We start from the raw sequence: 24,693 nt of genomic DNA on the forward strand, positions 1-24,693 counted from the left end.
TCAGGCGGGAGCGACAGGGCGGCCGAGCGAGAGCATCAGCCGGTTCGCCCAGTTGAAGAAGGCCGCGCCGTGCACGACGTCCGCGATCTCCAGGTCGTCCAGTCCGGCCGCACGGAGGCGGGCGATGTGCGCGGCTCCGAACACGCGGGGCGTGTCGGTCAGCGCGACCGCGGCGGCGACGATCGCGTTCCAGCGCTCCCCGAGGTCCGCGTCCACGCCCTCGGCGAGGAGCGCGTCGATGTCGTCCGGCCGCTTGCCGTGATGCGCCGCGAACCGGGAGTGCACCGACGCGCAGAAGACGCAGCCGTTGCGGCGGGAGGCGGCGGTGGCCGCGAGCTCCCGCTCCGCGCGCGGGAGCCCCTCCGCGGTGTTGTAGAAGATGTCCTTGTCGACGAGGGTGCGTGCGCGGAGCACCTCGGGGTCGCGCGCGAGCAGCCGGAAGTACTCGTTCTTCGCGCGGGCGGCGTCAACGAGGCCATCGAGGTGTCGCGGGGTGAGATCCTCCTCCGCCAGCGGCGCGAGGTGCGGCGTCCAGCCGACCTCGGCGCGGGTGAAGGCGTCGGGATAGGGGGCGTCGTCGTGCCGGAGCACGGTGTCGGCGGCGGTCATGCGGCCTCCTCGTCGGTGTCGGTGTCGGCGGCGGTGTCGGTGGCTGTGGCGGTGGCGGTGAGCCCGTCGTCCTGGAGCACCCGCAGGCCGGTGACGACCCGCTGCTGGAAGGCGAGGAACGACACGAGCTGCGACAGCGTGACGATGCCGTCCGTCGACCAGCCGGCGTCGTGCAGGCGGCCGAGGTCGGCGCCGGATGCCTCGCGCGGGCGGAACACCAGCAGGTGCGTGTGCGCGAGAGCCGCCGCGAGGCGCTCCCCCAGGGCAGCCGACGCCGCCTCGTCCGGCACGTACCGCGCGCCGTCGGTGCTCTCGGCCTCCAGCCCGCGTTCGGTGTAGGCGCCGAACGGTCCGGTGGTCGCGGCGGCCTCGGCCTCTCGGGCGACGATCGCGGCGCGCTCCGGGTCGATCTCGCGGGCCTTTCCGGCGTAGAACTCCGCCGTGAGGTCGTCGGCACCGGCGAGAGCGGTCGTGAACGCCGCGATGAGCGCGCGCTCGGCGAGCGAGACGTGCTCCGCGGAGACCGGGTGGAACAGCGCGTCGAAGCTCGCCTGGAGCTGCTCCCTGGTCACGGGGCGACGACGACGCAGCGCATCCAGCTCCGGCGTCACCCCCGTCAGCTGGTCGACGATGTCGGCGGTCATGCGTTCTCCTTCACGGTGGGGGTGTTCTCGGCAGTGCGGGTGCTCTCGGGATCCGGCGGGGTCAGCGCGTAGCCGAGGGCCGGTGCGACCTCGGTCGCGAACAGCTCGATCGAGCGCAGGACGTGGGCGTGCGGCGCGTCGACCGAGTGCACCTGGAATGCCACCTCGGTCGCGCGGTGCAGCGTGGTGTCGGCGGCGAGCGAGGCGGCGACCTCCTCGGGCGTGCCGAGATGCGTGTCGAGAGCGGCGATGAGGTCGTCGAGGTCGTCTCCGGGGATGGTCTGGCCCTGCCGACGGAAGCCCTCGGCCGCGCGCCGCAACCCGACCTCGGCGAACCGGAGCGCCTCGGCGCGGTCGTCCGCCACGAACACGGTGCGGGAAGCGGTGATGCGCGGGGTCGCCTCGGCGGGCAGCGCGTCGAGGTACGCGTCGATGATGGGGTCCTGCAGCGCGGACAGCGGCGCGTGCAGCCGGTCGTGGGGGCGGGGCTGCGTGCGGGACAGCAGCAGTCCGTGACCGTGGACGCCCGCCCGATGACCGCCGGGTGCCGAGAACGTCGCCTGCCAGATGCGCGCGGCCAGCGACCCCGCGTCCGGATACAGCGTGTTCCCCGCACCGATGTCCCGGCCTGCGAGAGCGTCGAGCAGCACGCCGAGCTTGCGGTCGTAGGTGGGCCCCTTGTCGCGCACGTCCTCCCCGAAGGGCGCGAAGGACGACGGGGTACCGCCGCTGCCGAGCCCGAGGTCGATCCGCCCGTCCGCGAGCAGGTCGGCCACCACGGCGTCCTCGGCGACCCGGACCGGGTCTTCGAGGGGAAGGGTGATGATCCCGGTGCCGAGGCGGATCCGCGAGGTGCGTGCCGCCGCGTGCGCGAGGAAGACGAGCGGCGAGGGCAGCCCGCCTTCCGCCGCCCGGAAGTGGTGCTGCGCCACCCACGCCCGCCCCACGCCGTGCTCCTCGGCGTGCTGGATCTGCGTCAGGGCGAGGCGGTAGCGGTCGGCCGGGGACGCGTCGTCGAGGAGCCGCGTGAAGAACGCGACGGTGGGACGCGGGGTGGTGCTCATGCGAGGATCTCCGTTCGTCCGGGGACCGCGGCCAGCAGCTCCCGGGTGTTCTCGTGCTGCGGGTCGTGGAACAGCTCTTCGGTCGGCCCGTCCTCCACCACGCGACCGCGGTGCATCACGGAGACGGTGTGGCTGATGCGGCGCACCACGGCGAGGTCGTGCGAGATGAAGAGGTAGGTGAGTCCGAGCTCGGCCTGGAGCGCGGAGAGCAGTTCGAGGATGCGTGCCTGCACCGTCACGTCGAGCGCCGACACCGCCTCGTCGAGCACGAGGATCTCCGGGTCGACGGCGAGCGCCCGCGCGATCGCGACCCGCTGGCGCTGCCCGCCGGACAGCTCGCTCGGGGTGCGGCGTGCCGCATCCGCCGGCAGCGCCACGCGGTCGAGCAGCGCGACCGCCCGATCCCGACGCTCGGAGCGGGTCCCGATGCGGAAGTTGTGCAGCGGCTCGGCCACGATGTCGGCGATCTGCTGCCGTGGGTCGAGGGAGGCGAACGGGTTCTGGTACACGAGCTGAATCCGTCGGCGCAGCGCACGCAATCGCGCCCCCTCGACGGCCGTCGCGTCCTCCCCCGCGAGCTCCACGGTCCCGGCGTCCGGACGGAGGAAGCGCGTGACCAGGCGCGCGGTCGTGGACTTGCCCGATCCGGACTCGCCGACCAGCGCATGGGTCGTCCCGCGCCGCACCCGGAACGAGACGTCGTCGACCGCCCGGAAGCGTTCGCGTCCCGAGACCCGGAACTCCTTCACGAGGCCCGCGGCCACGATCTCGTAGGGCTTCTCGGCGGCCACCGCCGCAGCATCCCGGAGGAACGGCGGCGCGTCCGGACGCCGGAAGCCGGTCGTGAAGGCGGGCGCGTCGGCGAGCAGCTGCCGCGTGTACGGGTCTTCCGGATCGGCGAGCACCTGCGCACTCGGCCCCTGCTCCACGATCCGGCCGTCCTTCAGCACCGCGATCCGCGCCGCCCGGTCCGCGGCGACGCCGAGGTCGTGCGTCACGAGCAGGATGCTCGTGCCGTCCTCGCGCTGCAGCTCGTCCAGCAGGTCCAGCACGCGGCGCTGCACCGTGGCGTCGAGGGCACTGGTGGGCTCGTCCGCGATGAGCAGCCGAGGGCGGAGGGCGATCGCGGCCGCGATGAGGACCCGCTGCCGCATGCCGCCGGAGAGCTCGTGCGGATACTGTCGTGCGCGCAGATCGGGGTCGTCCAGCCCGACGCGGTCGAGCAGCTCGAGCACGCGGGCGTTGCGGGAACGACGGTCGCGATGCCCGTGCAGGCGCAGCACCTCGGCGACCTGCACGCCGACGGGGCGCACCGGGTCGAGCGACGTCGTCGGATCCTGCGGCACCAGCCCGATCTCCGACCCGCGGATACCGCGGAACGCCCGATCCGACCATCCGGAGATGTCGAGGTCGCCGAGCCGGACGCGGCCGCCCTCGACCCGTCCGCCCTCGGGCAGCAGGCCGAGGAGGGCGTGCGCCGTGGTGGACTTGCCGGAACCCGACTCGCCGACCAGGGCGAGCGTCTCCCCCTCGGCGATGGCGAACGAGAGGCCGTGCACGACCTCGCTGCCGGCGTACGAGACCCGCAGGTCCGTCGCGGTGAGGACGGGTGTTGGCGCGGTCATCGGGTGCTCCTTCCGAGCCGGTGGCTGATGCGGTTGGCGCTGAGCACGACGGCGACCACCACGAGGCCGGGCAGCGCCGTGAGCCACCAGGCGGTCGCGATGTAGTTGCGTCCCTCGGCGATCAGCAGCCCCCACTCGGGGGTGGGCGGCGGGGCCCCGTAGCCGAGGAAGCCGAGGGTGGAGATGGCGAGGATGGCCGTGCCGAACTGCAAGGCGGCGAGCGCGACGATCGGGGTGAGGGCGTTCGGGAGCACATGCCGGCGCAGCACGGCGACGAAGGTGCCGCCGCTGCCGAAGGCCGCCTCGACGTACTCGGTGCGCCGCACCCGCGCCACCTCGGCGCGCATGAGCCGGGCGAAGGCGGCGACGCTGCCGAGTCCCACGGCGATCGCCGCGTTGACGGTGCCGAAGCCGAGCAGGATGATGACGGAGAGCGACAGCAGCAGCCCCGGGATGGCCAGCAGCACGTCGACGATCCGCATCAGCACGTCGTCCACGACGCCGCCGGTCGCGCCGGCGACGGCTCCGAGGAGCGTGCCGAGCGCGAGGCCGACCGTCACCGCGATCAGCGCACCCGACAGCGAGTGCACCGCGCCGTGGACGACCCGGCCGAACAGATCGCGGCCGAGCGCGTCGGTCCCGAACCAGTGCGCGGCGCTCGGGGGCAGGAGCTTGTCGGCGGGCACGCCGGTCAGCGGGTCGCCCGGCGCGAAGACTCCGGGGATCACCGCCCACAGCACCGCCACGGCGACGACCGCGAACGCCAGGTACAGCCCCCAGGCGCGGAAGCGTCGTCGCGGACGAGAGGCCGAGACGGGAGCCGGGGCGGACGGCGCGGGCGGGGCACCGGGCGTCTCGACGGTGGTCTCCGCGATCACGGGAGCGGTCATGCGGGCACCTCCTGGGCGGGACGGACGGGGCGGGACCGGGCGGCGCGCGCCGATCGCCGCTGCCGCGGATCGATCAGGGGCGTGGCGAGGTCGACGGCGAAGCTGATCACCACGAACCCCAGGGCCGACAGCAGCACCACCCCCTGCAGCACCGGGATGTCCTGGTTCGCGACCGCCTGCTCCGTGAGGCGTCCGATGCCGGTGCGGCCGAAGACCGTCTCGGTCACCACCGCTCCTCCGACGAGCTCTCCGAACAGCACCCCCGCGATGGTGAGCGTCGGGACGGCGGCGTTGCGCGCGACCGAGCGCGTGAGCACCCACGCCGGCGGCGCGCCCTTCGCCCGCACCACCGTCACGAACGGCTGCGCCTGCACCCGGTCGATGGAGCGGACCAGCACCTGGGCGAGGGGCGCCGAGATCGGCACGGCGAGCGTGAGGACGGGGAGGATCAGGCCGCTGACGGGGTCGGCTCCCACGATCGGCACCCAGCCGAGCCCGAACGAGAACACCTGGATGAGGAGGATGCCGAGCCAGAACACCGGCACCGCGACGAACAGTCCCGGCACCTGCCGCAGGCCGTCCCGCAGCCACGCGAAGGGGGCGAGCGCGGAGAGCGCCGCGATCAGCACCGCGAGCACGACAGCGACCAGGAGTCCGAGCGCCGCGAGCAGCAGCGTGGCGGGCAGCGCCTCGGCCAGCATCGTCCGCACCGGGGTGCCGTACTGGGTCGAGTAGCCGAAGTCGCCCGCCAGGAAACCGAGACCCGCGTGCAGGTACTGCTCCCCCCACGGCACGTCGGCTCCGTAGGTCGCGCGGATGTCGTCGAGCTGCTCCGGCGAGAGCCCCAGGCTCGGGTCGGAGAACTTGATGAGGATGGCGTCTCCCGGCAGCAGCTGCAGCAGGAAGAACGTGGCCGTGAAGGCCGCGATCAGCACGATCGCGGCCTGCCCGGCCCGTCGGAGGACGAAGGTCATGGGGTCACCGTGGCCCTCAGTGCTCCGCGAGCCACACGCCGGAGAAAGTGGGCCGGCCGACCGACTCGAACGCGACGCCGTGCACGTACGTGGCCGCACCGTAGACCTGCGGCTCCTCGAAGAGCGGGATCACGTACGCCTGCTCCGCGATGTAGTCCTGCACGGCCTGTGAGGCGGCCACCCGCTTCTCGGCATCCGGCTCGGAGGCGACGGCCAGCAGCAGCTCGTCGAGCCTCGCGTCCTGAGAGATGAGCACGTCGCGGTTCTTCGTGAAGTACTGGCTCTTGATCACGTCGAGGTCCGCACGGCCGACCATCGAGTGGTAGAACCCCGTCTTCAGCGGATCACGGGTGTCCTCCGCGTAGCTGCCCGCATCGCCGGGCTTGACGGTGAGCTCCACGCCGACCGCCGCGAGCTGCTGCGCCACGAGCTCCAGGGTCTGCTTCGACAGGGGCTGCGGCTTGGCCTCGTAGACCGTGATCGACAGTCGCTCGCCGTCCTTCTCCCTGATGCCGTCGGCGCCGGGCTCCCAGCCCGCCTCGTCGAGCAGCGCCTCCGCCTTCTCCGGGTCGTGGGCGTAGTGCGCGGACTCGTCCTTGTATCCCGCGGCCTGCGAGGACAGCACCGACGTGGCCACCGGGTAGTTCTCGGTGAACAGGGTGTCGACGACCTCCTGCGCGTCGACTGCGGCGATGATCGCCTGACGCACGCGGATGTCGGACAGCAGCGGGTTCTCCGGGCGGAGGGCGATCGAGTTGTTCACGCCGCGGGTCTGCGGGGCGTACAGCGTGAATCCGGCGCCCTCCACGCGGTCCTCGTCGAACGCCTGGACGTAGCGGACGTAGTCGGCCTGGCCCGCGAGCAGCGACCCGATGCGGACGGAGTCCTCGGGGGTGACCAGCACGTGCACGGCGTCGAGGTACGGACGGCCGTCGTTCTCGGCGCTGTCCGGGCCCCAGGCGTAGTCATCGCGGGCGGTGAGGGTGTACTCGGTACCGAGCTTCTCGTCCGTGACGGTGAAGGGGCCGGAGCCGATGATGTTCTCCGCGTTGCCCGCGCCGAAGTCCTCGATCGTGCCGTCCAGGGTCTCCGGGGACAGCAGTCCCGAGTTGATGGTCGACGTCGCCTGCAGGAATCCGGGCGACGGCGCGCTGAAGCGGAACGTCACGGTGTCCTCGTCGACCACCTCGCTGCCGGCGTAGTTGTTGATGGCCTCGGAGACGGTGAGCCCGCGCTCGGCGTCGCCCAGCCCGTAGGTGTCGAAGTTCTTCGCCACGGCGGCGGCGTCCACGGGCGTGCCGTCCGAGAACGTCACGTCCGGGTTGAGGTCGAAGGTGTACTCCGTGGCGTCGTCGTTCACGGTCCACTCCGCGGCGATCCAGGGCTCGATCTCGAGCGTCTCCGGGTTCTGCCAGGTGAGCCGGGCGGCGATGTTGTTGACGATGCCGCCGTTCGGGTAGAAGCCGGCCTGCGGCGGATACAGGTTCGTGTAGGCCTGGTGCTCGAGGTAGGTGAGCGTGCCGCCGGAGACGGGGTCCCCCGCCGCGGCCGGGGTGTTCCCCGGGGCGGGCGAGCTGGCGCAGGCGGCGAGGCTGCCGGCCAGGACGAGCGGGACCGCGACGGCGGCGGTGCGGATCAGGCGGCGGTTCATGCGGAGGACTCCTCGGGTTCGGAAGGCAGGGTGTCGGGTGCGGGTGCAGTGCGGGTGGTGTTCACGGTAGGAAGCGGCGGGGTGCAGCGGCGAGGCCGCGGACTCCGGGTGTCGCGAGACGACACGCGTGGTCACGCGCCGACACGCGACGTCACACGGAGGCGGTCGCGCAGCGTCTCCGCGCGGACCCCCTGGCCGGTCTCCTCCGGGGTCCGCAGAAGACCGCGACGACGGAGCTCGGGGGCTGCGAGGCGGGTGAAGGCCTCGAACTGCCCGGGCTGGAACGCCGAGAGGACGTTGAAGCCGTCGGCGGCGCCCTCGTCGCGCCAGTGCGCGAAGTGGTCGGCGATCGTGCCGGCGTCGCCGACGACGAAGGCCGCAGGGACGGCGTGCGCGGCGACGAGATGCCGCCAGGTCGGCGCGTCCGGCGTCCCGCCCCGGAGTCCGGCGATCCCCGCGAGCCGGTCGACGAGCGCGGCGCCCCGCTCCCCCAGGCGTGCGGCCTCGGCGACCGTCACCGGGGTGTCGAAGGCCGCGGCCCGCAGCGGGTCGTCGGCGGCCACCTCCAGCGCGTCGGCCAGAGCCTCCACCGTGCGGTTCGCCGGGAACCCGACACGCCCCCGCTGCCCGCCCTCCGCGAGCGGGACGAGTTCCAGCAGCCGCCGGACGATCCGGTGGGCGGCGGCGTCGGACTCCGCGACGACGGGGAGCACCGGGGCGATGACCTTCAGCTCCTCCGCAGGACGGCCCGCCTCCGCCGCGATCTCCCGCAGCAGCCGCCGCGTGGCCACGGCGTCGGCGAGGGTGGGGGCGGCGATGAGGGCGAGGTCGGCGGCGGTCGCCGCGAGCGCCCGCGACTGCGGCGAGGTCCCCGCGTGCACGATCGGGATGCGCCCCTGCGGCGGTCTGGCGACGTTGAGCGGGCCGGTGACCCGCACGTGTGCGCCCTGGACGTCGGCGGCGCGCAGCCCCCGGGGGTCGATGAGCACGCCGCGCTCGGCATCCGCGATCCAGGCGTCCTCGGCCCAGGAGTCCCAGAGCCGGCGCAGGGCGACGACGAACTCCTCCGCCCGGTCGTAGCGCGTCTCGGTGTCGGCGTGGGCCTCGCGACCGTGGTTCCCTGCGGCGCGCGGCTCGGCGCCGGTGACGAGGTTGATCCCCGCCCGGCCGTCGGTGAGGACGTCGAGGGAGGCCAGGGCCCGCGCCGTGGCGTACGGGTCGGCATAGGTGGTGTTGACCGTCGCGATGAGTCCGATCCGGGAGGTCACCCCGGCGAGGAACAGCACCGCGCTCAGCGGGTCGATGCGGGCCAGCAGGTAGGGATCGCGGAACTCCAGGTCGGGTCCGGTCGCGAGCCAGTCGCCGAAGAAGAGGTAGTCCAGGCCCGCGTCCTCCCCCTCCCGCGCGATACGGCGGAGGATGTCGGCGTCTCCCGCGGGGTCGCGGTGGGCTCCGGGGTACCGCCACCCGGAGGGGTAGGCGCCGAGGGTGCGCACCATGGCGCCGATCACGAGGGGTTCCGTCATGCCGACACGGTAGGAGCGCGTCCGCCACCCGGGCCATGGGGACGAAGCCGGAGGTCACCGGATGTCACAGACGGTCACATGCGCCACCCTCTACGCTGAGAGGATGACTGGACTTCGTTGGGGAATCCTCGCGACCGGCGGCATCGCCGGCGCCTTCGCATCCGATCTGCGCACGGCCGGACTCGACCTCGTCGCGGTGGGCTCGCGCTCGCAGGAGTCGGCCGACGCCTTCGCCGCACGCTTCGACATCGCGCACGCGCATCCGTCGTACGAGGCGCTGGTCTCCGATCCCGACGTGGACATCATCTACGTCTCCACGCCGCATCCGATGCACCACGAGAACGCCCGGCTCGCCCTGGAGCACGGCAAGCACGTGCTCGTGGAGAAGGCGTTCACCCTCAACCGCGCCCAGGCCGAAGACCTCCAGCGGCTCGCCGCCGAGCGCGGGCTGCTCGTGATGGAGGCGATGTGGACGCGCTACCTGCCGCACATGGTCCGCATCCGCGAGCTCCTCGCCGACGGCGCCCTGGGTGAGATCCGCGCCGTGAGCGCCGACCACACGCAGCAGCTGCCCACCGACCCCGCCCACCGTCTGAATGCGCTCGAGCTCGGCGGCGGCGCGCTGCTCGACCTCGGCATCTACCCGATCTCCTTCATCTGGGACATCCTCGGGGCACCGACCACCATCCGCGCCGTGGGGCGTCTGGTCGAGACCGGAGCCGATTCCGAGGTCGCCACCGTCATGATCCACGAGAGCGGGGCGGTCTCCACGAGCCTCTCCTCCTCGCGCGGTGCCGGCCCCAACGCCGCGAGCATCGTCGGCACCGAGGCCCGCATCGACATCGATCGGGTCTGGTACACCCCCACCTCCTTCCGCGTCGTGCGGCCGGACGGCACCGTGCAGGAGGAGTACGTCTCGGAGGTCGAGGGCCGCGGCATGCAGTACCAGGCACTCGCGGCCGAGCGTCTGGTCCGCGACGGTCTCCTCGAGGGCGACATCCTCCCCATCGCGGAGAGCGTCGCCATCATGGGGGCCCTCGACGAGATCCGCGCGCAGATCGGCGTCCGGTACCCCGGTGAGGAGGACGACCGTGGCTGAGACGACCGACGCCCGCGTGGCGGTGTACCTGGACTTCGACAACATCGTCATCTCCTGGTACGACCGCGTCCACGGCCGCAACTCCTACGGCAAGGATCGCCAGCGCATCACGGAGTACCCGAACGACCCCGAGGTCGCCGAGCGGCTGAACCGGGCGATGATCGAGGTCGGCGCCATCATCGACTACGCGGCGTCCTTCGGCACCCTCGTGCTGACGAGGGCGTATGCGGACTGGTCGTCGCCGGTCAACGCCGAGTACCGCTCGCAGCTCGTGGCGCGCGCGGTGGATCTCGTGCAGCTCTTCCCGGCCGCGGCGTACGCGAAGAACGGCGCGGACATCCGGCTGGCGGTCGACGCGGTCGAGGACATGTTCCGCCTGCCGGACCTGACCCACGTCGTCATCGTGGCGGGCGACAGCGACTATGTGCCGCTGGCCCAGCGCTGCAAGCGCCTCGGCCGGTACGTGATCGGCGTGGGCGTCGCCGGGTCCACGGCGAAGTCCCTCGCTGCGGCCTGCGACGAGTTCGAGTCCTACGACTCGCTCCCCGGCGTGGCGCGTCCGACGAAGGCGGCACAGCCCGCCGTCGCCCCCGCGGTCGAGGTTCCGGCGGAGCCGTCCGCGCCGGTCACCGCGGACACGGGCGCCCCGAAGCCCAAGACGGCGTCGAAGTCGCGCGCGAAGGCCAAGACGAAGACCGCCGGCGAGGAGCCCAAGGTCGAGGAGAAGATCGACGACCAGGGCGAGGCCACACGGCTCCTGGAGCGCGCGCTGCGTCTCGGCCACGACAAGGCGGACGCCGACGAATGGCTGCACAGCTCCGCGGTCAAGACGCACATGCGCCGCATGGACCCGTCCTTCAGCGAGAAGGCCCTCGGCTACCGGTCGTTCTCCGACTTCCTCAAGTCGCGCGACGACATCGCCGAGCTCGAGGAGACCGGGCACGAGCGCCTGGTCCGCCTGCGGGAGCCCTGAGCACGGCCCGGGGACACCGGGCCCGTCACTGGTGGCGGAACGCGGCGTCGAAGGCGGCCGCGGGCGGCGGCCACAGCAGGGAGCGCACGAATCCGAGCGCCTCGGGCGCGCCGTGCAGGCGGTCCATGCCGGCGTCCTCCCACTCGATCGAGATCGGGCCGTCATAGCCGATCGCGTCGAGCGCACGGAAGGCGTCCTCCCACGGCACGTCGCCGTGGCCGGTGGAGACGAAGTCCCAGCCGCGCCGGGGGTCGCCCCACGGCAGGTGCGAGCCGAGGACCCCGGCACGGCCGTTCCGCGGCCGCAGACGGGTGTCCTTGCAGTCGACGTGGTAGATCCGGTCGGCGAAGTCGACGATGAAGCCGACGGGGTCGATGTTCTGCCACATCATGTGCGAGGGGTCCCAGTTGAAGCCGAACGCATCGCGGTGGTCGATCGCGTCGAGGGCACGGTCGCTCGACCAGTAGTCATAGGCGATCTCCCCGGGGTGGACCTCGTGGGCGAAGCGCACCCCCTCCCCGTCGAACACGTCGAGGATCGGATTCCACCGGTCAGCGAAGTCCTGGAAGCCCTGGGCGATCACCGCCTCCGGCACCGGCGGGAACATCGCGACATAGGGCCAGATCGACGAACCGGTGAAGCCGACGACGGTGTCGACGCCGAGCTTCCTGGCCACCCGGGCCGCCCGCTTCATATCCTCCGCCGCCCGCTGCCGGACGCCCTCGGCCTCGCCGTCGCCCCAGATGTACGGGCGCAGGATGTCCTCGTGGCGGAAGTCGATGGGGTCGTCGCACACCGCCTGCCCGGCCAGGTGGTTGGAGATCGCGAACACCTGCAGGCCGTGCCGGTCGAGGATCTCGCGCCGGGAGGCGACATAGGCGTCGTCCTCGTCCGCCCGACGGAGGTCCAGGTGGTCGCCGGACGCGGCGATCTCCAGCCCGTCGTAGCCCCACTCCGCGGCGAGGCGGGCCACCTCCTCGAACGGGAGGTCGGCCCACTGGCCGGTGAACAGGGTGACCGGGTGACTGCTCATGGATACTCCTTCGTATCGCCGGGCTTCGTGCGGCGGGCGGGGGTTCAGGCACCGAGGGCGCGCAGGTGGGCGATGCTGCGGGCGGCGAGGTCGTCCTGACTGGCGGCGAGCGGTCTCCACACGGAGGCGGCGACGGCGATCGTCGCGTTCTCCCCCGTGAAGCTCTCCAGTCCCAGGGCGCCGCGGTAGCCGGCGTCGTCGAGCGCGCGGAGCATCTCCGGCCAGTCGGTGTGGTCGTCGCCCACGGCACCGCGGTCGCTGCCGCACACCTGCACGTGCGCGATGGCGGCGCCGGCCGCGCGGACCGCGTCGGCCGGCCTCTTCTCCTCGATGTTGAGGTGGTAGGTGTCGAGGGCCACCCCCACCCCGGCACCGAGCAGCGGCGCCAGCGCGTCGAGACTCTGCGCCACGGTGTTCAGCACGCTGGTCTCGTAGCGGTTGAGCGGCTCGACGGCCAGCGTCACGCCGATCGCCGCGGCCTCCCTGGCGAGCGGAGCGAGGTTCTCCCGGAGCTCGCCGACGACCTCCTTCCGTTCCGCCTCGTCCATGCGCCAGGTGACGCCGGTCGGCGCGTAGAAGGGACCGGCGACGACCGAGGCCCCGAGCACGGCCGCGGCGTCCAGGCACGCACGGAGGTAGTCCTGCGTCGCGGCGACGTCTCCGGCGCGCGCGAGCAGCGAGCGACCAGGACCCATCGCGCCGACCACGACCGCGCCCATGCCGAGGCCGTCCAGCACGGTGCGGGCCCGGAGGGGATCCCAGTCGCCGACGCTCTCCAGCGGCAGCTCCAGGGCGTCGTAGCCCATCCGCGCCGCCGTGCGGGCGAGCGGCTCCAGGGTGTCGTCCGTCAGCGGAGACGTCCAGACCCAGGTGTTGACGGCGATCGTGCGGGGCATCGTTGTCCTTGTGATCGTACGGGTGCTCCCACCCTCCCACTCGGCGCGGGCCGAGCGGAAGGGCGGGAGCACACGGGGTTACGGGATCTGACGCTCCTGCCAGACCGTCGGGTAGCCGGGGAGGTCCTCGCCGCCGAACTTGGCGTAGTGGCCGTCGGGCATCCCCTCGTTCGCCGCGAGGTAGTCGTCCAGCTCGGCCTCGGTGATCGGCTTCTGCGGGAGCACCCACTCCTTCGGCACCTCTTCACCCGCGAAGATCATCTGCGCCGCGAGCAGCGGGGTGCGCCACTGGAAGTTCGAGTACACCGGAGCGAGGCCGGTGAGACCCGTGTCCTTCCACTTGCGCAGGAAGCTCATCTCGTCCTCGCCGGTCATCACCGGGTAGTCGGCTCCGGCGTCCTCGAAGGCCTCGATGGCGGCGACGGCACCGTCACCCGCGTCCATCCAGATGCCCTGCACGTCACCCTTGGCGAGCTCGTCGCTGATGATGCTCTTGATCTCGGCGGGGTCGGCACCGGTGAAGTGGTCGACGGCCTCGATCCCGGCCTCCTCGAACAGCTTCTCGGCTCCGGCCCAGCGGTGCTCCAGCACGTCGACGCCGGGGAGGATCCGGAGAGCCACGACCTTGTCGCCCTCTTCCAGGTTGTCGATGAGGAACTCCGCGGTGTCGATGCCCCAGGCGAAGCCGCCGATCGGGTGGATGAACGTGACAGGGCAGTCGGTGTTCACGCCGCGGTCGAACACGACCACCGGCTTGCCCGTCTCGCACGCCCGCTCGACCGCGGGGGTCATCGCCGCCGTGCTGTTCGGCGAGATGAGGAAGACGTCGCAGTTCCCCTCGGAGATGAAGTAGTCGATGTCGGCGATCTGGGTGTCGTCGGAGTCCTGCGCGTCGCGGGTCTCCATCTCGCTGATCGCGCCCGACTCCTGCAGCACCTTCAGCTGCTCGTTCATCGTGATCCAGCCCGTCTGCCGCCACGGGTTCGAGATCGAGGCGTTCGCGAAGCAGGCCTTCTTGGCGCCGGTGCTGGCGAACTCCGACGTGTCGACCATCTCGGCGTTGATGTGCTGCAGGTAGGGCTGGTCGGCGGGGCCCTGGGGGTCGACGCCGCGCTCCTCGTCCTGCTTGTCGAAGAGCTCCTGGTCGAACCACTCGGTGGTCTCGGCCGACTCCTCGGGGTTCTCCGACTCCGCCGGCGCCACGGACGGGTCGGTCGTGCACCCGGCGAGCGCGATGAGGCCGAAGAGGGCCACCCCTGCGGTGGCGATCTTCATCGATCGTCGCATTGCTAATCTCCTCTGGTTGTAGGGCTTGATGCGGTGGTGCGGTTCTCGGCGTTCTCGGTCCCCGCGGTCCAGACGTCCGTCGGCTGGGGACCGCGCCGGCGGCGGGCTCGGAAGGCGACCCCCGCATAGGCGACGGCCGCGATGATGATGACGCCCTGCACGGCGTCGCGGAGCGTGGATGGGACGCCCGCGATGTTCAGGAGCAGGAACAGCGCTTCCAGTGCGAAGGCTCCGGCCACGGCGCCGACGATCCACCCTCGTCCTCCGCCGAGCACGACGCCGCCGAGCACCACCGCGGTGATCGCGGTGAACTCGTAGCCGCGGCCGACGGACGGGTGCACCCCCGCGTACCCGACGAGCAGGACGGCGGAGAGGGTGGCCGAGAGGGAGGACAGCACGAACGCGCGGGTCGTGACCCAGGCCCGGCGGGCACCGGCGTAGTCCACCGCGCGGGCGTTGTCGCCGATCGCGATGAGGGTCTTGCCCAGCGGGCGCTTGGTGATGACGATGCCGAGGGCGAGCCAGGCGGCGAGCAGGAGGACGGCCCAGGGCAGGAACTCCAGCACGGGGAGGTCGCGGATCCCGCCGCGGCCGATCTCCCGGAAGCTGTCGGCCGGGTTCCCCGTGGCCGCGCCGCCCGTCCACCACATCACGCCGCCGAGCAGGGCGAGCATCATGCCCAGCGTGACGATGAATGACGGCACCTTGAGCAGCGTCGTGAGGACGCCGTTCACGAGCCCGACGACGACGCCGAACACGATCATGAGCAGCAGGACAGGGAGGGTGCGGGCGTCGTCCTGGCCGACGAGGTTGCCGGCGATGATGACCTGCGCCGTGATGAGCGATCCCTGGGAGAGGTCGAACTCCCCCGCGATGATCACGAAGTACTGCCCGATCGCGACGATCGCGATGGGGGCGGCGCGCTGCAGGTACCGCATGAACTGCCCGGGCTCGGCGAAGCTCGGGTTGAGCACGGCGACCGCGACGAGCAGGATCACGAGCAGCAGGAAGACCGCCCCGCGGGGGCTGACGAGCGTGCGCAGCGCGTTCATGAGAGTCCTCCTTCCCGCACGGAGGCGGTATCCCCGGCGCTGTCGACGGCGGCGACCTCGGTGGTCGGATCGGCGAGCTCGGCGGCCGCGACCGCCATGTCGGCTTCGGCCGCCTTCGCGGCGTCGTCTCCCCCGGTGCGCGTGCCGCCGGCGCCGAAGCGGGGACGACGCCGCACGATGGCCCGACGGCTGTAGACGGCGACCGCGGCGACGATGACGATGCCGCGCACCACGTCCTTGAGGAAGGGATTCACCTGCAGCACGCTCATGACGTTGTCGACGACGGCGAGGATGGCGACGCCGCCGATGGTGCCCCAGATCGAGCCGCGTCCGCCGAGGAGCAGGGTGCCGCCGAGCACGACCGCGGCGATGGAGAGCAGCGCGTAGCCACCCTGCTGACCGACCGTCGGGCTGCCCACGCCGAGACGGCTGGCGAGCAGGAGTCCGGCGAGGCCCGCGAACACGGAGCACAGCACGTGCGCCCAGATAAGCGGGAGGCGGGTGCGCACGCCGCTGAGCCGAGCGATCTCGGGGTCGCCGCCGACGGCGTAGAGATGGGCGCCGGTGCGGGTGCGGTTCAGCAGCACCCAGACCAGCACGGCGAGCGCGATCATGATGAGCGTGGACACCGGGATCGGTCCGACGCCGGTCGCGCCGATGAGCTGGAACGCCCACGGGACCTCGCCCGCCGAGCCTTCGAAGTTCGTGTTGAGGATGCCCTGGAGGATCAGCCCGACGCCGAGCGTCGCGATGAAGCCGTTGACTTTGAGCACGGTCACGATGAGCCCGTTCACGAGCCCGATCCCCGCGCACACGAGGAGCGTCACGATCACGGCGAGCGGGATGTTCCCCGCGTTCCCGGCCATCATCGTCGCCGCGAGCAGGCTCGACAGGCTGATGACGTAGGTGACCGACAGGTCGAGCGAGGCCCCGAGCACCACGAGCGTCTGCCCGATGGCCACGAGGCCGAGCACGCTCATCCCGGTCAGGATGTCGCGGATGTTCCCCGGGCTGAGGAAGTTGCGACCGACCGTGGCAACGAGGATCGCGCCGACCACGAGCGCGAGCAGCAGGATGCCGAGCACGATGACGGTCGAGTCGATGCGGAGACGGGCTCCGGTGCGGCGGCTCATCGCGCACCCCCGTTCGTCGAAGGACCGCGGTCGGCGCCGGTGGCCGCCGCGAGGATCTCGTGCTCGGCCGCACCGGCCGGCAGCTCGGTGACGAGTTCGCCGTCATGCATGACGAGGATGCGGTCGCTCATGCCGATGACCTCCGGGAGCTCGCTCGAGACCATGAGCACGGCCTTCCCCTGTGCCGCCAGCTCGCGCATGAGCTGGTAGACGGCGTACTTGGCCCCCACGTCGATGCCCCGCGTCGGCTCGTCGAAGAGCACGATCTGCGGCTGGGTGAGCAGCCACTTCGCCAGCACCACCTTCTGCTGGTTGCCGCCGGACAGGAAGCGCACCTCCTGGTCGAGGCCGCGCGACGACACCTCCAGCGTGCGGAGCACCCCCGGCACCTCCCGGCGCGACGCCGCGGCGCGTCCCGCGAACACGTTCCGCACCACGAGCAGGGCGTTGTCGAGGATCGACTGTCCGAGCGCGAGCCCCTGCGCCTTGCGGTCCTCCGAGACGAGGGCGAGCCCGGCGCGCACGGCCGCGCGTGGTCCGCCGATCCGCACCGGCTTCCCGTCGATCCGCACGGCGCCGCGGGTGAAGGCCTGGATGCCGAACACGCCCTCCACCAGCTCGGTGCGCCCCGACCCCTGGAGCCCGGCCACCCCGACGATCTCCCCCGCACGGAGCATCAGCGACACCCCGTCCACGTAGGCGTTCCCGCAGCCGTCGAGCTCGAGTCGAGGCGCGCCGACCGCCGTGCCGGCCACCGGGTCGGGGAAGTACGACTGGATCGACCGCCCCACCATCCGGCGCACGAGCTCGTCGGTGGTCAGCGCCGCTGTCTCGTCCGTGGAGACGAGGGCGCCGTCCTTGAGGATCGTGATCCGGTCGCAGAGGTCGAAGATCTCCTTCAGCCGGTGCGACACGTAGATGACGGCGACCCCTCGGGACGTGAGCCGGCGGATGATCGCGTACAGCAGCTCCACCTCGCGGTCGCTGAGGGCGGCGGTCGGCTCGTCCATCGAGATCACCTGCGCGTCGAACGACAGCGCCTTCACGATCTCGACGATCTGCTGCTCGGCCACCGTCAGCGAGCCCACGCGGGACTGCGGATCGATGAAGGAGACGCCGAGATCGCTCAGCAGCTCCCCGGTACGCACGTTCATGGCCCGGACGTCGATGAGCCCCGCGCGCCGCGGCTCCCGGCCGAGATAGACGTTCTGCGCGACCGTGCGCTCCGGGAGCAGGGTGAACTCCTGGAACACCGTGACGATGCCGGCGTCCATCGCCTGCCGCGGGTGCGCGTGGCGCACTTCCGCGCCGCGGTACGTGATCGTCCCCTCATCGGCCGGCTGCACGCCCGCGATGATCTTCATGAGGGTGGACTTGCCCGCGCCGTTCTCGCCGACGAGGCCGTGCACCTCCCCGGGCCGCACGTCGAAGTCGATGCCCTTCAGCACCTCCACGCCGAAGAACGCCTTGCGGATCCCGGCCACCCGCAGCACCGGCTGCGTCGTCGTCGCGGTCATGCCGGCACCTCCGTCCAGCGGCCCTCGTGGGCGGCGGAATCGAGCACGGCCTCGGTCAGCACGGCCGCGCGGTGGCCGTCGGCGAACGTCGGCAGTCCATCGGGGACGTCGCCCGCGATCGCGGCGTAGACGTCGGCGACGAAACCGTTGAAGGCGTCCTGATACCCCATGGCGTGCCCGGCCGGGACACGCTGCAGCCGGGCGGACTCCGGGTCGGCCGTGGCGGGGTCGCGCAGCAGCAGCCGCGACTCCTCGCGCATGCCGACCCAGAGCTCCTCCGGCCGTTCCTGCTCGAACCGCAGACTCTGCCGCGTCCCGTGCAGCTCCAGGGTGAGGGCGTTCTTGCGGCCCGCCGCCATCTGCGAGATGAGCAGCGTGCCGAGCGCCCCCGCCGAGGTCTCGACGAGCACGGCGACGATGTCCTCCGTGTCGACGGCCTGCCCGGCCCGCTCGGCGAAGACCCGGCGGGTACGGGCGCTCAGGGCGCGGATCCGGTCACCCGTGACGAACTCGAGGAGGTCGCACAGATGCGAGCCGATGTCGGCGAACGCGCGGGAGGCCCCGCCGGACGAGGATCGCACCCGCCAGTCGTCGTCGGTGGGCCGCAGCATCCAGTCCTGCAGGTACGAGCAGTCCAGTGTGAGCAGCTCCCCGGCCTCGCCGCGGGCGATGCGCGCCCTGGCCTCCCGCACCATGGGGTGGTATCGGTACACGAAGGGGACGGCCGCGACGAGCCCGCTCTCGGCGGCTTCCGCGGCGAGCGCGGCGGCGTCGGCGGCGGTCGTGGCGAGGGGCTTCTCGCACACGACATGCTTGCCCGCCCGCAGCGCGCGCAGGGCGAGGTCGGCATGCGTGGCGTTCGGGGTGCAGATGTGGACGACGTCGATGTCGTCGGCGTCGAGCAGCGCCTCCGCGTCGTGCTCGGCGCGTGCGGCGCCGAGCAGCTGCGCGGCATCCCTCGCGCCTTGGGCGGACCGGGTGGCGACGGCGCGCAGCGCGCCGCCCGCGTCTCGGGCGGCCGTGCGGTGCACGCGGGCCATGAAGCCCCCGCCGAGGATCCCGGTTCGGATCGTCCCGAGACCGGTGTCAGTGACATCCGTTGTCATGGCGGCGAGTCTGACACAGCGGTCAGGACTTTTGCTAGCCCTTCGTCAAAAGTTGTTTGTAACGAATCTGAAGTCGCACAGCCGACTGCGAGAAGTGCTGTGCTTTACTGACGCCATGGTTGACGTGCTGAGGCCGCTCGCGACGCCCTCCCCCGGGACCGGCGAGATCTTCCAGATCCTCCGCGACGGACACGCGCGCACCAAGGCGGAGCTCGCCGCCCTCACCGGCCTCGCCCGCTCCACCGTCGCCTCCCGGGTCGACGCGCTGCTGGCCGCCGACCTGCTCCGCCCCGCCGGTGAAGCGGTGTCGACCGGCGGTCGTCCTCCCGCCCGCGTGGCGTTCAACCCCCGCGCCGGACTCGTCCTCGCGGTCGACCTCGGAGCCACGCACGCGACCGTCGCCGTGGCCGACCTCGCCGGCGTGATCCTCGACGCGCGCACCCGCGCGATCGACATCGGCGACGGCCCCGAGGCCCTCCTCGACGCGATCCTCGCGGAGGGGACGGCCCTGCTCGCCGCGACCGCCGAGGGCCTTCCCCTCGTGGGCGTCGGCATCGGCGTCCCCGGCCCCGTCGAGCACTCCACGGGGCGCCCGACCAACCCGCCGATCATGCCGGGCTGGGATCGCTTCGACGTACCCGGCTATGTGCAGCGCACGTTCGACGTCCCGGTCCTCGTCGACAACGATGTGAACATCCTCGCGCTCGGCGAGCAGGCCACGAGCTGGCCGCGGGTGGACGACCTCGTGTTCGTGAAGGTCTCGACCGGCATCGGCGCCGGCATCATCGCCGGTGGTCAGCTCCAGCGCGGTGCCCAGGGATCGGCGGGCGACATGGGCCACGTCCAGGTGCCGATGAGCGCCGGCTCGGGGCGGGAGCCGGGCGACGAACGGGATCTCGAGGCCCTCGCGAGCGGCTCGGCCCTCGCCGTCGCGCTGCGCGCCGAAGGCCACGACGTGCACAACGCCTCCGACGTCGTCGACCTCGTCCGCGCCGGCAATGCGGCGGCCATCGAGGCCACCCGCCAGGCGGGTCGCGATGTCGGCGAAGTACTCGCGACGGTCGTGAACCTGCTCAACCCGTCGATCATCGTGCTCGGGGGCAGCATCGCCCGCGCGGGAGAGCACCTGCTCGCCGGCGTCCGCGAGGTCGTCTACCGCCGCTCGATCCCGCTCGCCACCCAGCACCTCGCGATCGTGCAGTCGCAGGCGGGCGACCGCGCCGCGGTGCTGGGGGCGGCGATCATGGTCGCCCGCGAGGTGCTCTCCCCCGCGAACGTGGACCGCTACGTCGCCGCGAAGGGATCGAAGTCGGCGGGCAGCGCGCCCACCTGATCCAGCGTGCTCGCGACCTCCACGAACGTGCGCCGCGCTGCGGCCTCCTCGATCGAGAGGAGCGTGTCGAGCACGTGGTACCCGAAGTCGCCGGTGGCGACGTGCGGTCGGTCCTCCGCGATCGCGCGCACCATGTCGAGCAGCCCGAGCCCGCGCCCCGCGAGCACCCCCTCCGGCGCGACATCGACGACCTCCTGCACCACCGGCTCCGGTGGCACGAAGTGCCGGGACAGCGGCCGGTTGATCGTGATCGGCCCGCCGAACGTGTTCGGGTCGGGGATGACGAGGGTGCCCTCGGTTCCCGTGATCTCCACGATGCCCTGCCGCACCAGCGGCGAGTCCGTGCTGTAGAGGCTCTGCGCCTGACCGCCGCCTTCGAAGTCCATCAGGACGCTGAGCGTGGACGGGATCTCGACCGGGAACTCCTCCCCGGCGCGGTCGCCGACCTGCACGCGGCGGGTCGGCGACCCCTGCAGCCCGAGGGCGGCCACGGCGGCCACCGGCCCGAAGACGTGGACCAGGGTCGAGACGTAGTACGGCCCCATGTCGAGGAGCGGCCCCGCCCCCTTCGCGTAGAGGAACGCGGGGTTCGGGTGGAAGATCTCCGGTCCCTGCCACTGGAAGGTCGTCTGACCGAACAGCGGACGGCCGATGTCGCCGCGGGCGATCGCGCGCTTCGCGGTCTGCACGCCGGGGCCGAGGACGGTGTCGGGCGCGACGCCGACACGGAGTCCGGCCGCTGCGGCCGTCTCCAGCAGGCGTCGCGCCTCCTCGCGGTCCACGCCGAGCGGCTTCTCGGTCCACACGTGCTTCCCGGCGGCGACGATCGCCTCCGAGACGGCGACGTGCGCGGCCGGGATCGTGAGGTTCACGACGATGTCGATGTCGGGATCGTCGAGCACGACCTCCACACCCCCGGCCCGCGGCACCCCGTACGCCGCGGCCTGCGCGAGCGCCCGCTCCTCGACGAGGTCGCCGATCGCCCGCACCACCACGTCCGGGAAGCGCGTGAGGTTCTGCAGGTATTGATCGCTGATGTTTCCGGCGCCGATGAGGCCGACGCCGACGACGCCACCCCCGCGCACCATCAGCGCGCGGCCTCGGCGTCGAGGAAGACCCGGCTGCGCTCGATGGCGTCGAACAGGTCACCGTCGTAGTGGTCGAACTCCACGATGGCGAGTTCGAGCGCGGGCGCGGCGGCGATGGCCTCCCGGAGCGGCACGGCCCCGTCGCCCGCGGGCACCTGATCGGCCGGCGGGTACGCGTCCAGCAGCGCGGGGTCGAGGGTGCCGTCCTTCGCGTGCACCGCGATCACGCGCTCGCCGAGACGCTCCACGAGGGCCACCGGGTCGACGCCGCCCCGGGCGACCCAGTACAGGTCGACCTCCAGCACGACGCGCTCGTCGAGGTGCCCCGCGAGGATCTCCAGCCCGGTCACCCCGTCGAACACCGCCTCCAGCTCATGTGCGTGGTTGTGGTAGCCGACTCGGACACCGGCCTCCGCGCCGATCTCCGCCGCCTCGTTGAGCAGCCGGGCGGTCTCGACGATCTGGTCGACCGATTCCCAGCGCGCCGGCTCGGTGTAGGGATCGATCACCGTGTCCATGCCGAGCGTCTTCGCGGCCGCGAAGACCTCCGCCGGCGGAGGGACGGGAGCCGTGGTGCCGGAGCCGTCCGGGCGCACGAAGGTCGGGGTCGCGAGGAACGCATGCCCGGACGGGGCGGTCAGTCCCGCGGCCGTCACGGCGGCGGCCATGGCGTCCGCCCGGCGCACGAAGTCGTAGGGCTCGACCGCGGTGAACCCGCGCGCCGCCACCGCGGCGAGCGTGCCCTCGAGGTCGGCCTCCAGCTGCTCGCGGATCGTGAACAGCTGCAGAGAGGTCTGGATCGTCATCGGTCGTGCTCCTCGGTCGTCGGTGACAGGCGGGCGTTGGGCGCCCTGCACGCACGCTAGCACCGAATACCTCCAGGTGGAAGTTTCTTGTCGATAGACTCGGGACATGCCCGCCGCCCCCTCCGACGACTCCGGACGCCCGCGTCCCCGTGGGACGTACGCCAAGGGCATCGCCCGCCGCCAGGAGATCCTGGACCGCGCGATCGAGGTGTTCGCGGCCCGCGGCGCCGACCGCACGAGTCTGCGGGCGATCGCGAAGGAGGTGGGGGTGACGCATGCCGCCCTCACCCACTACTTCGGGTCGCTGGAGGAGCTGCTCGTCGCGGTCTACGTCGAGAGCAACGCCCCGGGACGCAAGACCGAGCCGGAACCCGCGAACCCCGTCGAGGGGATGATCCGGTCAGCCAGGGCCAACCGCGAGGTCCCCGGTCTGGTGCAGCTGTACTCTACGCTCGTCGCCAGCGCGCTCGAGGAGGGCCATCCTGCCGCCCGCGCCTTCGCGACCGAGCGCTTCGCCCGCCTGCGGGCCGACATCGCCGAGACGGTCCGCGAGCAGCAGACGGACGGGCGCATCCGGGCCGACGTCGATCCTCTCGCGGTCGCCGCCCTCGTCGTCGCGGCCTCGGACGGCCTGCAGACGCAGTGGCTGCTGGACGACACGGCTCCGCAGCACGAGGCCCTCGCCCTCCTCGACCGTCTGCTCCGCCCGGCGGACGGCGCGGGCCGGGGCGGGGTCCCCGAGGGCTAGGCTCGAACCGTGACGCCCGTGCCGCAGTCCCCGTACGCGAGGGCCCTCGGCGAGCGCCTCGCCGAGCTTCACCCCCGACTCCGGACCTACTTCCAGGCGGTCCCGGACGGGATGGTCGGCGTCGGCGAAGGCACGTTCCAGCGCGTCGGCACGCCGCGCCGCGCGCTCTGGCCGCTCCTCCGCCGCCTCGAGCGGCGCGGGGTGATCGCCGCCCGCTGGGAGCGCGACGTGCCCTTCCGCATCGAGAACCGGACCATCGCCTCCCGCGCGATCGCCGAGCGCACCTTCCGGTTCGCGAGCGGGCCGTGGGTCATGCGCGACGCCGTGGCACCGACGCGGCACGGCCGCATCGTCGACGAGCTCGGCGAGCCCGGGCTTGTCATCGCCTGCTTCGCCGTGGAGCCCCGCGCGGGCGCCCTGCACCTGACCAGTCGCGCGGTGGGCATCCGTCTCGGGCGCTTCCGGCTCCGCATCCCGCGGATCGTGGCTCCCGTGGTCCGGCTCGTCGAGCGCTGGGACGACGAGGCCGGTCGTCAGCGGGTGCGCCTGACGGTCGACGCCCCGCTCCTCGGCCGCCTCTACGAGTACCGGGGCAACTTCGACTACGCCCTCGAACCCGATCGGAAGGACGACAGCGCATGAGCACGGACCGGGCGGTCATCGGCGGGGCCACAGGGTTCATGGGGCGATTCCTCACGGCGCGACTCCGGGATGCCGGGCGCGAGGTCGTCACGATCTCCCGCTCGGGAAGCGACCTCACCTGGAGCGATCAGGACGGCATCGACGCCGCCGTCGACGGGGCCTCGCTCGTGATCGGCCTCGCGGGCAAGAGCGTGAACTGCCGCTACACGCCGCGCAACCGTGCCGAGATCTTCCGCTCCCGCCTGGACACGACCGCGGCCCTGAGCCGCGCCATCTCCCGCGCGGCCACCCCGCCCCCGCTGTGGATCAACTCCTCGACGGCGACGATCTACCGGCACGCCGAGGACCGGCCGATGACGGAGTCCTCCGGCGAGATCGGCACGGGCTTCTCGGTCGAGGTCGCCAAGGCGTGGGAGCGTGCACTCTTCGCCGACGCGCTCCCCGGCACCCGCCGCGTGGCCCTCCGCACCGCCATCGTCCTCGGCGACGGCGGTGTGCTGGAACCGTTGCGCACGCTCGCGCGGCGGGGGCTCGGCGGCCCGCAGTACGACGGGTTCTGGCCGGTCGGCCCCGCGCGCCGCGCCGCCGGCACCGCCCACCACCCCGGCGCCCGTCGCGGGCGACAGCGCTTCAGCTGGATCCACATCGAGGACGTGGCGCGCATCATCGAGTTCCTCGAAGCGACCCCCGCTCTGGACGGACCGGTCAACGCCGCCTCGCCGCACCCCGTCGACAACGCCGCCTTCATGGCCACCGTGCGCCGCGTGCTAGGGGCGAAGGTCGGCCCGCCGATGCCGCGCTGGATGCTCGAGCTCGGCGCCATCGGCATCCGCACCGAGACCGAGCTCGTGCTCAAGAGCCGCTGGGTCCTCCCCGAGAAGCTCACCGCCGCCGGCTTCACCTTCCGCTACCCGGACCTCGAGGAGGCCGTCCGTGCCTCGTTCGCCGTCACGGACGCGGATCCCCGGACGCACGCGGCCTGACCCGGCGGGCGCAG

At 72.4% G+C, this 24,693-nt stretch carries 23 protein-coding genes; 6 read left to right on the forward strand and 17 right to left on the reverse strand.

What is annotated here, in order from left to right; all coding sequences use genetic code 11:
- The 8 genes from AC2W7E_RS09840 to AC2W7E_RS09875 all read right to left on the reverse strand — a co-directional run bounded on the left by AC2W7E_RS09840 (position 1) and on the right by AC2W7E_RS09875 (position 8,983).
- Complete coding sequence (locus AC2W7E_RS09840) at positions 1–609, reverse strand: alkylhydroperoxidase domain protein (RefSeq protein WP_485989019.1); 609 nt, start codon at positions 607–609, stop codon at positions 1–3.
- Positions 606–1,253 (reverse strand): CMD domain protein, encoded by a 648-nt coding sequence (locus tag AC2W7E_RS09845; RefSeq protein ID WP_485989020.1) that lies wholly within the window; start codon positions 1,251–1,253, stop codon positions 606–608. The genes AC2W7E_RS09840 and AC2W7E_RS09845 overlap by 4 nt, the downstream gene beginning before the upstream one ends.
- Positions 1,250–2,317, reverse strand: a complete 1,068-nt coding sequence (locus AC2W7E_RS09850) for a putative FMN-dependent luciferase-like monooxygenase (protein WP_485989021.1) — start codon at positions 2,315–2,317, stop codon at positions 1,250–1,252. Before AC2W7E_RS09850 ends, AC2W7E_RS09845 begins: the two co-directional genes overlap by 4 nt.
- Positions 2,314–3,942, reverse strand: a complete 1,629-nt coding sequence (locus tag AC2W7E_RS09855) for a dipeptide ABC transporter ATP-binding protein (RefSeq protein ID WP_485989022.1) — start codon at positions 3,940–3,942, stop codon at positions 2,314–2,316. The genes AC2W7E_RS09850 and AC2W7E_RS09855 overlap by 4 nt, the downstream gene beginning before the upstream one ends.
- Positions 3,939–4,832 (reverse strand): ABC transporter permease, encoded by an 894-nt coding sequence (locus tag AC2W7E_RS09860; RefSeq protein WP_303709426.1) that lies wholly within the window; start codon positions 4,830–4,832, stop codon positions 3,939–3,941. The genes AC2W7E_RS09855 and AC2W7E_RS09860 overlap by 4 nt, the downstream gene beginning before the upstream one ends.
- Positions 4,829–5,806, reverse strand: coding sequence for an ABC transporter permease (locus tag AC2W7E_RS09865; protein ID WP_085606138.1), 978 nt, complete (start codon positions 5,804–5,806; stop codon positions 4,829–4,831). Before AC2W7E_RS09865 ends, AC2W7E_RS09860 begins: the two co-directional genes overlap by 4 nt.
- A gap of 16 nt (positions 5,807–5,822) precedes the next feature.
- Positions 5,823–7,457 carry a TIGR04028 family ABC transporter substrate-binding protein gene (locus tag AC2W7E_RS09870; protein WP_485989023.1) on the reverse strand — a complete coding sequence of 545 codons (1,635 nt, stop codon included), beginning with the start codon at positions 7,455–7,457 and terminating at the stop codon, positions 5,823–5,825.
- A 131-nt stretch (positions 7,458–7,588) separates the two neighbouring features.
- Positions 7,589–8,983, reverse strand: a complete 1,395-nt coding sequence (locus AC2W7E_RS09875; protein WP_485989024.1) for an NtaA/DmoA family FMN-dependent monooxygenase — start codon at positions 8,981–8,983, stop codon at positions 7,589–7,591.
- Positions 8,984–9,086: 103 nt separating this feature from the next.
- Here AC2W7E_RS09875 and AC2W7E_RS09880 point away from each other — a divergent pair, with 103 nt between their 5' ends.
- Complete coding sequence (locus AC2W7E_RS09880; RefSeq protein WP_085606144.1) at positions 9,087–10,082, forward strand: Gfo/Idh/MocA family protein; 996 nt, start codon at positions 9,087–9,089, stop codon at positions 10,080–10,082.
- Entirely contained in the window at positions 10,075–11,055 is a 981-nt protein-coding gene (locus AC2W7E_RS09885) for an NYN domain-containing protein (RefSeq protein ID WP_485989025.1), read from the forward strand. The genes AC2W7E_RS09880 and AC2W7E_RS09885 overlap by 8 nt, the downstream gene beginning before the upstream one ends.
- A 25-nt stretch (positions 11,056–11,080) precedes the next feature.
- Here the strand turns inward: AC2W7E_RS09885 and AC2W7E_RS09890 are convergent, their stop codons facing one another.
- From AC2W7E_RS09890 to AC2W7E_RS09920, 7 genes are all read right to left on the reverse strand, one after another.
- The gene (locus AC2W7E_RS09890) at positions 11,081–12,088 is read right to left on the reverse strand and encodes a sugar phosphate isomerase/epimerase family protein (RefSeq protein WP_025105584.1); all 1,008 of its coding nucleotides are present in this window, start codon (positions 12,086–12,088) and stop codon (positions 11,081–11,083) included.
- Between the two features lie 44 nt (positions 12,089–12,132).
- A complete protein-coding gene (locus tag AC2W7E_RS09895) occupies positions 12,133–12,984 on the reverse strand; it encodes a sugar phosphate isomerase/epimerase family protein (RefSeq protein ID WP_025105583.1) in 852 nt (283 codons plus the stop codon).
- A gap of 78 nt (positions 12,985–13,062) precedes the next feature.
- A complete protein-coding gene (locus tag AC2W7E_RS09900; protein ID WP_371259839.1) occupies positions 13,063–14,259 on the reverse strand; it encodes a substrate-binding domain-containing protein in 1,197 nt (398 codons plus the stop codon).
- A 14-nt stretch (positions 14,260–14,273) separates the two neighbouring features.
- A complete protein-coding gene (locus AC2W7E_RS09905) occupies positions 14,274–15,323 on the reverse strand; it encodes an ABC transporter permease (protein ID WP_485989026.1) in 1,050 nt (349 codons plus the stop codon).
- Complete coding sequence (locus AC2W7E_RS09910; RefSeq protein ID WP_378872569.1) at positions 15,320–16,456, reverse strand: ABC transporter permease; 1,137 nt, start codon at positions 16,454–16,456, stop codon at positions 15,320–15,322. Before AC2W7E_RS09910 ends, AC2W7E_RS09905 begins: the two co-directional genes overlap by 4 nt.
- A complete protein-coding gene (locus tag AC2W7E_RS09915) occupies positions 16,453–17,973 on the reverse strand; it encodes a sugar ABC transporter ATP-binding protein (RefSeq protein WP_485989027.1) in 1,521 nt (506 codons plus the stop codon). The genes AC2W7E_RS09910 and AC2W7E_RS09915 overlap by 4 nt, the downstream gene beginning before the upstream one ends.
- Positions 17,970–19,079, reverse strand: coding sequence for a Gfo/Idh/MocA family protein (locus tag AC2W7E_RS09920; protein ID WP_025105578.1), 1,110 nt, complete (start codon positions 19,077–19,079; stop codon positions 17,970–17,972). The genes AC2W7E_RS09915 and AC2W7E_RS09920 overlap by 4 nt, the downstream gene beginning before the upstream one ends.
- A gap of 115 nt (positions 19,080–19,194) precedes the next feature.
- On the opposite strand from AC2W7E_RS09920, the gene AC2W7E_RS09925 reads away from it, so the two are divergent.
- Positions 19,195–20,412, forward strand: a complete 1,218-nt coding sequence (locus AC2W7E_RS09925; protein ID WP_025105577.1) for an ROK family transcriptional regulator — start codon at positions 19,195–19,197, stop codon at positions 20,410–20,412.
- On the opposite strand, the gene AC2W7E_RS09930 is transcribed toward AC2W7E_RS09925, so the two are convergent.
- Together AC2W7E_RS09930 and AC2W7E_RS09935 are read right to left on the reverse strand one after the other, a co-directional pair.
- Complete coding sequence (locus AC2W7E_RS09930; protein ID WP_485989028.1) at positions 20,364–21,500, reverse strand: Gfo/Idh/MocA family protein; 1,137 nt, start codon at positions 21,498–21,500, stop codon at positions 20,364–20,366. The genes AC2W7E_RS09925 and AC2W7E_RS09930 overlap by 49 nt on opposite strands.
- The gene (locus tag AC2W7E_RS09935; RefSeq protein WP_485989029.1) at positions 21,500–22,306 is read right to left on the reverse strand and encodes a sugar phosphate isomerase/epimerase family protein; all 807 of its coding nucleotides are present in this window, start codon (positions 22,304–22,306) and stop codon (positions 21,500–21,502) included. The genes AC2W7E_RS09930 and AC2W7E_RS09935 overlap by 1 nt, the downstream gene beginning before the upstream one ends.
- A gap of 106 nt (positions 22,307–22,412) precedes the next feature.
- Here AC2W7E_RS09935 and AC2W7E_RS09940 point away from each other — a divergent pair, with 106 nt between their 5' ends.
- Genes AC2W7E_RS09940 through AC2W7E_RS09950 form a run of 3 tightly spaced genes read left to right on the forward strand, consistent with a single transcriptional unit; the run spans position 22,413 to position 24,679 of the window.
- The gene (locus tag AC2W7E_RS09940; protein WP_062636405.1) at positions 22,413–23,054 is read left to right on the forward strand and encodes a TetR/AcrR family transcriptional regulator; all 642 of its coding nucleotides are present in this window, start codon (positions 22,413–22,415) and stop codon (positions 23,052–23,054) included.
- A gap of 9 nt (positions 23,055–23,063) precedes the next feature.
- The gene (locus AC2W7E_RS09945) at positions 23,064–23,696 is read left to right on the forward strand and encodes a DUF4166 domain-containing protein (RefSeq protein ID WP_085606154.1); all 633 of its coding nucleotides are present in this window, start codon (positions 23,064–23,066) and stop codon (positions 23,694–23,696) included.
- A complete protein-coding gene (locus tag AC2W7E_RS09950; protein ID WP_025105572.1) occupies positions 23,693–24,679 on the forward strand; it encodes an epimerase in 987 nt (328 codons plus the stop codon). The genes AC2W7E_RS09945 and AC2W7E_RS09950 overlap by 4 nt, the downstream gene beginning before the upstream one ends.
- Positions 24,680–24,693 lie beyond the last annotated feature (14 nt).

The organism is Microbacterium sp. CFSPD4_SD4 (assembly GCF_057364585.1).

Bases quoted from the DNA above. Each gene is read 5' to 3' on its own strand.
- AC2W7E_RS09840 (WP_485989019.1), bottom strand. From the start codon at position 609: ATGACCGCCGCCGACACCGTGCTCCGGCACGACGACGCCCCCTATCCC.
- AC2W7E_RS09845 (WP_485989020.1), bottom strand. From the start codon at position 1,253: ATGACCGCCGACATCGTCGACCAGCTGACGGGGGTGACGCCGGAGCTG.
- AC2W7E_RS09850 (WP_485989021.1), bottom strand. From the start codon at position 2,317: ATGAGCACCACCCCGCGTCCCACCGTCGCGTTCTTCACGCGGCTCCTC.
- AC2W7E_RS09855 (WP_485989022.1), bottom strand. From the start codon at position 3,942: ATGACCGCGCCAACACCCGTCCTCACCGCGACGGACCTGCGGGTCTCG.
- AC2W7E_RS09860 (WP_303709426.1), bottom strand. From the start codon at position 4,832: ATGACCGCTCCCGTGATCGCGGAGACCACCGTCGAGACGCCCGGTGCC.
- AC2W7E_RS09865 (WP_085606138.1), bottom strand. From the start codon at position 5,806: ATGACCTTCGTCCTCCGACGGGCCGGGCAGGCCGCGATCGTGCTGATC.
- AC2W7E_RS09870 (WP_485989023.1), bottom strand. From the start codon at position 7,457: ATGAACCGCCGCCTGATCCGCACCGCCGCCGTCGCGGTCCCGCTCGTC.
- AC2W7E_RS09875 (WP_485989024.1), bottom strand. From the start codon at position 8,983: ATGACGGAACCCCTCGTGATCGGCGCCATGGTGCGCACCCTCGGCGCC.
- AC2W7E_RS09880 (WP_085606144.1), top strand. From the start codon at position 9,087: ATGACTGGACTTCGTTGGGGAATCCTCGCGACCGGCGGCATCGCCGGC.
- AC2W7E_RS09890 (WP_025105584.1), bottom strand. From the start codon at position 12,088: ATGAGCAGTCACCCGGTCACCCTGTTCACCGGCCAGTGGGCCGACCTC.
- AC2W7E_RS09895 (WP_025105583.1), bottom strand. From the start codon at position 12,984: ATGCCCCGCACGATCGCCGTCAACACCTGGGTCTGGACGTCTCCGCTG.
- AC2W7E_RS09900 (WP_371259839.1), bottom strand. From the start codon at position 14,259: ATGAAGATCGCCACCGCAGGGGTGGCCCTCTTCGGCCTCATCGCGCTC.
- AC2W7E_RS09905 (WP_485989026.1), bottom strand. From the start codon at position 15,323: ATGAACGCGCTGCGCACGCTCGTCAGCCCCCGCGGGGCGGTCTTCCTG.
- AC2W7E_RS09910 (WP_378872569.1), bottom strand. From the start codon at position 16,456: ATGAGCCGCCGCACCGGAGCCCGTCTCCGCATCGACTCGACCGTCATC.
- AC2W7E_RS09915 (WP_485989027.1), bottom strand. From the start codon at position 17,973: ATGACCGCGACGACGACGCAGCCGGTGCTGCGGGTGGCCGGGATCCGC.
- AC2W7E_RS09920 (WP_025105578.1), bottom strand. From the start codon at position 19,079: ATGACAACGGATGTCACTGACACCGGTCTCGGGACGATCCGAACCGGG.
- AC2W7E_RS09925 (WP_025105577.1), top strand. From the start codon at position 19,195: ATGGTTGACGTGCTGAGGCCGCTCGCGACGCCCTCCCCCGGGACCGGC.
- AC2W7E_RS09930 (WP_485989028.1), bottom strand. From the start codon at position 21,500: ATGGTGCGCGGGGGTGGCGTCGTCGGCGTCGGCCTCATCGGCGCCGGA.
- AC2W7E_RS09935 (WP_485989029.1), bottom strand. From the start codon at position 22,306: ATGACGATCCAGACCTCTCTGCAGCTGTTCACGATCCGCGAGCAGCTG.
- AC2W7E_RS09940 (WP_062636405.1), top strand. From the start codon at position 22,413: ATGCCCGCCGCCCCCTCCGACGACTCCGGACGCCCGCGTCCCCGTGGG.
- AC2W7E_RS09950 (WP_025105572.1), top strand. From the start codon at position 23,693: ATGAGCACGGACCGGGCGGTCATCGGCGGGGCCACAGGGTTCATGGGG.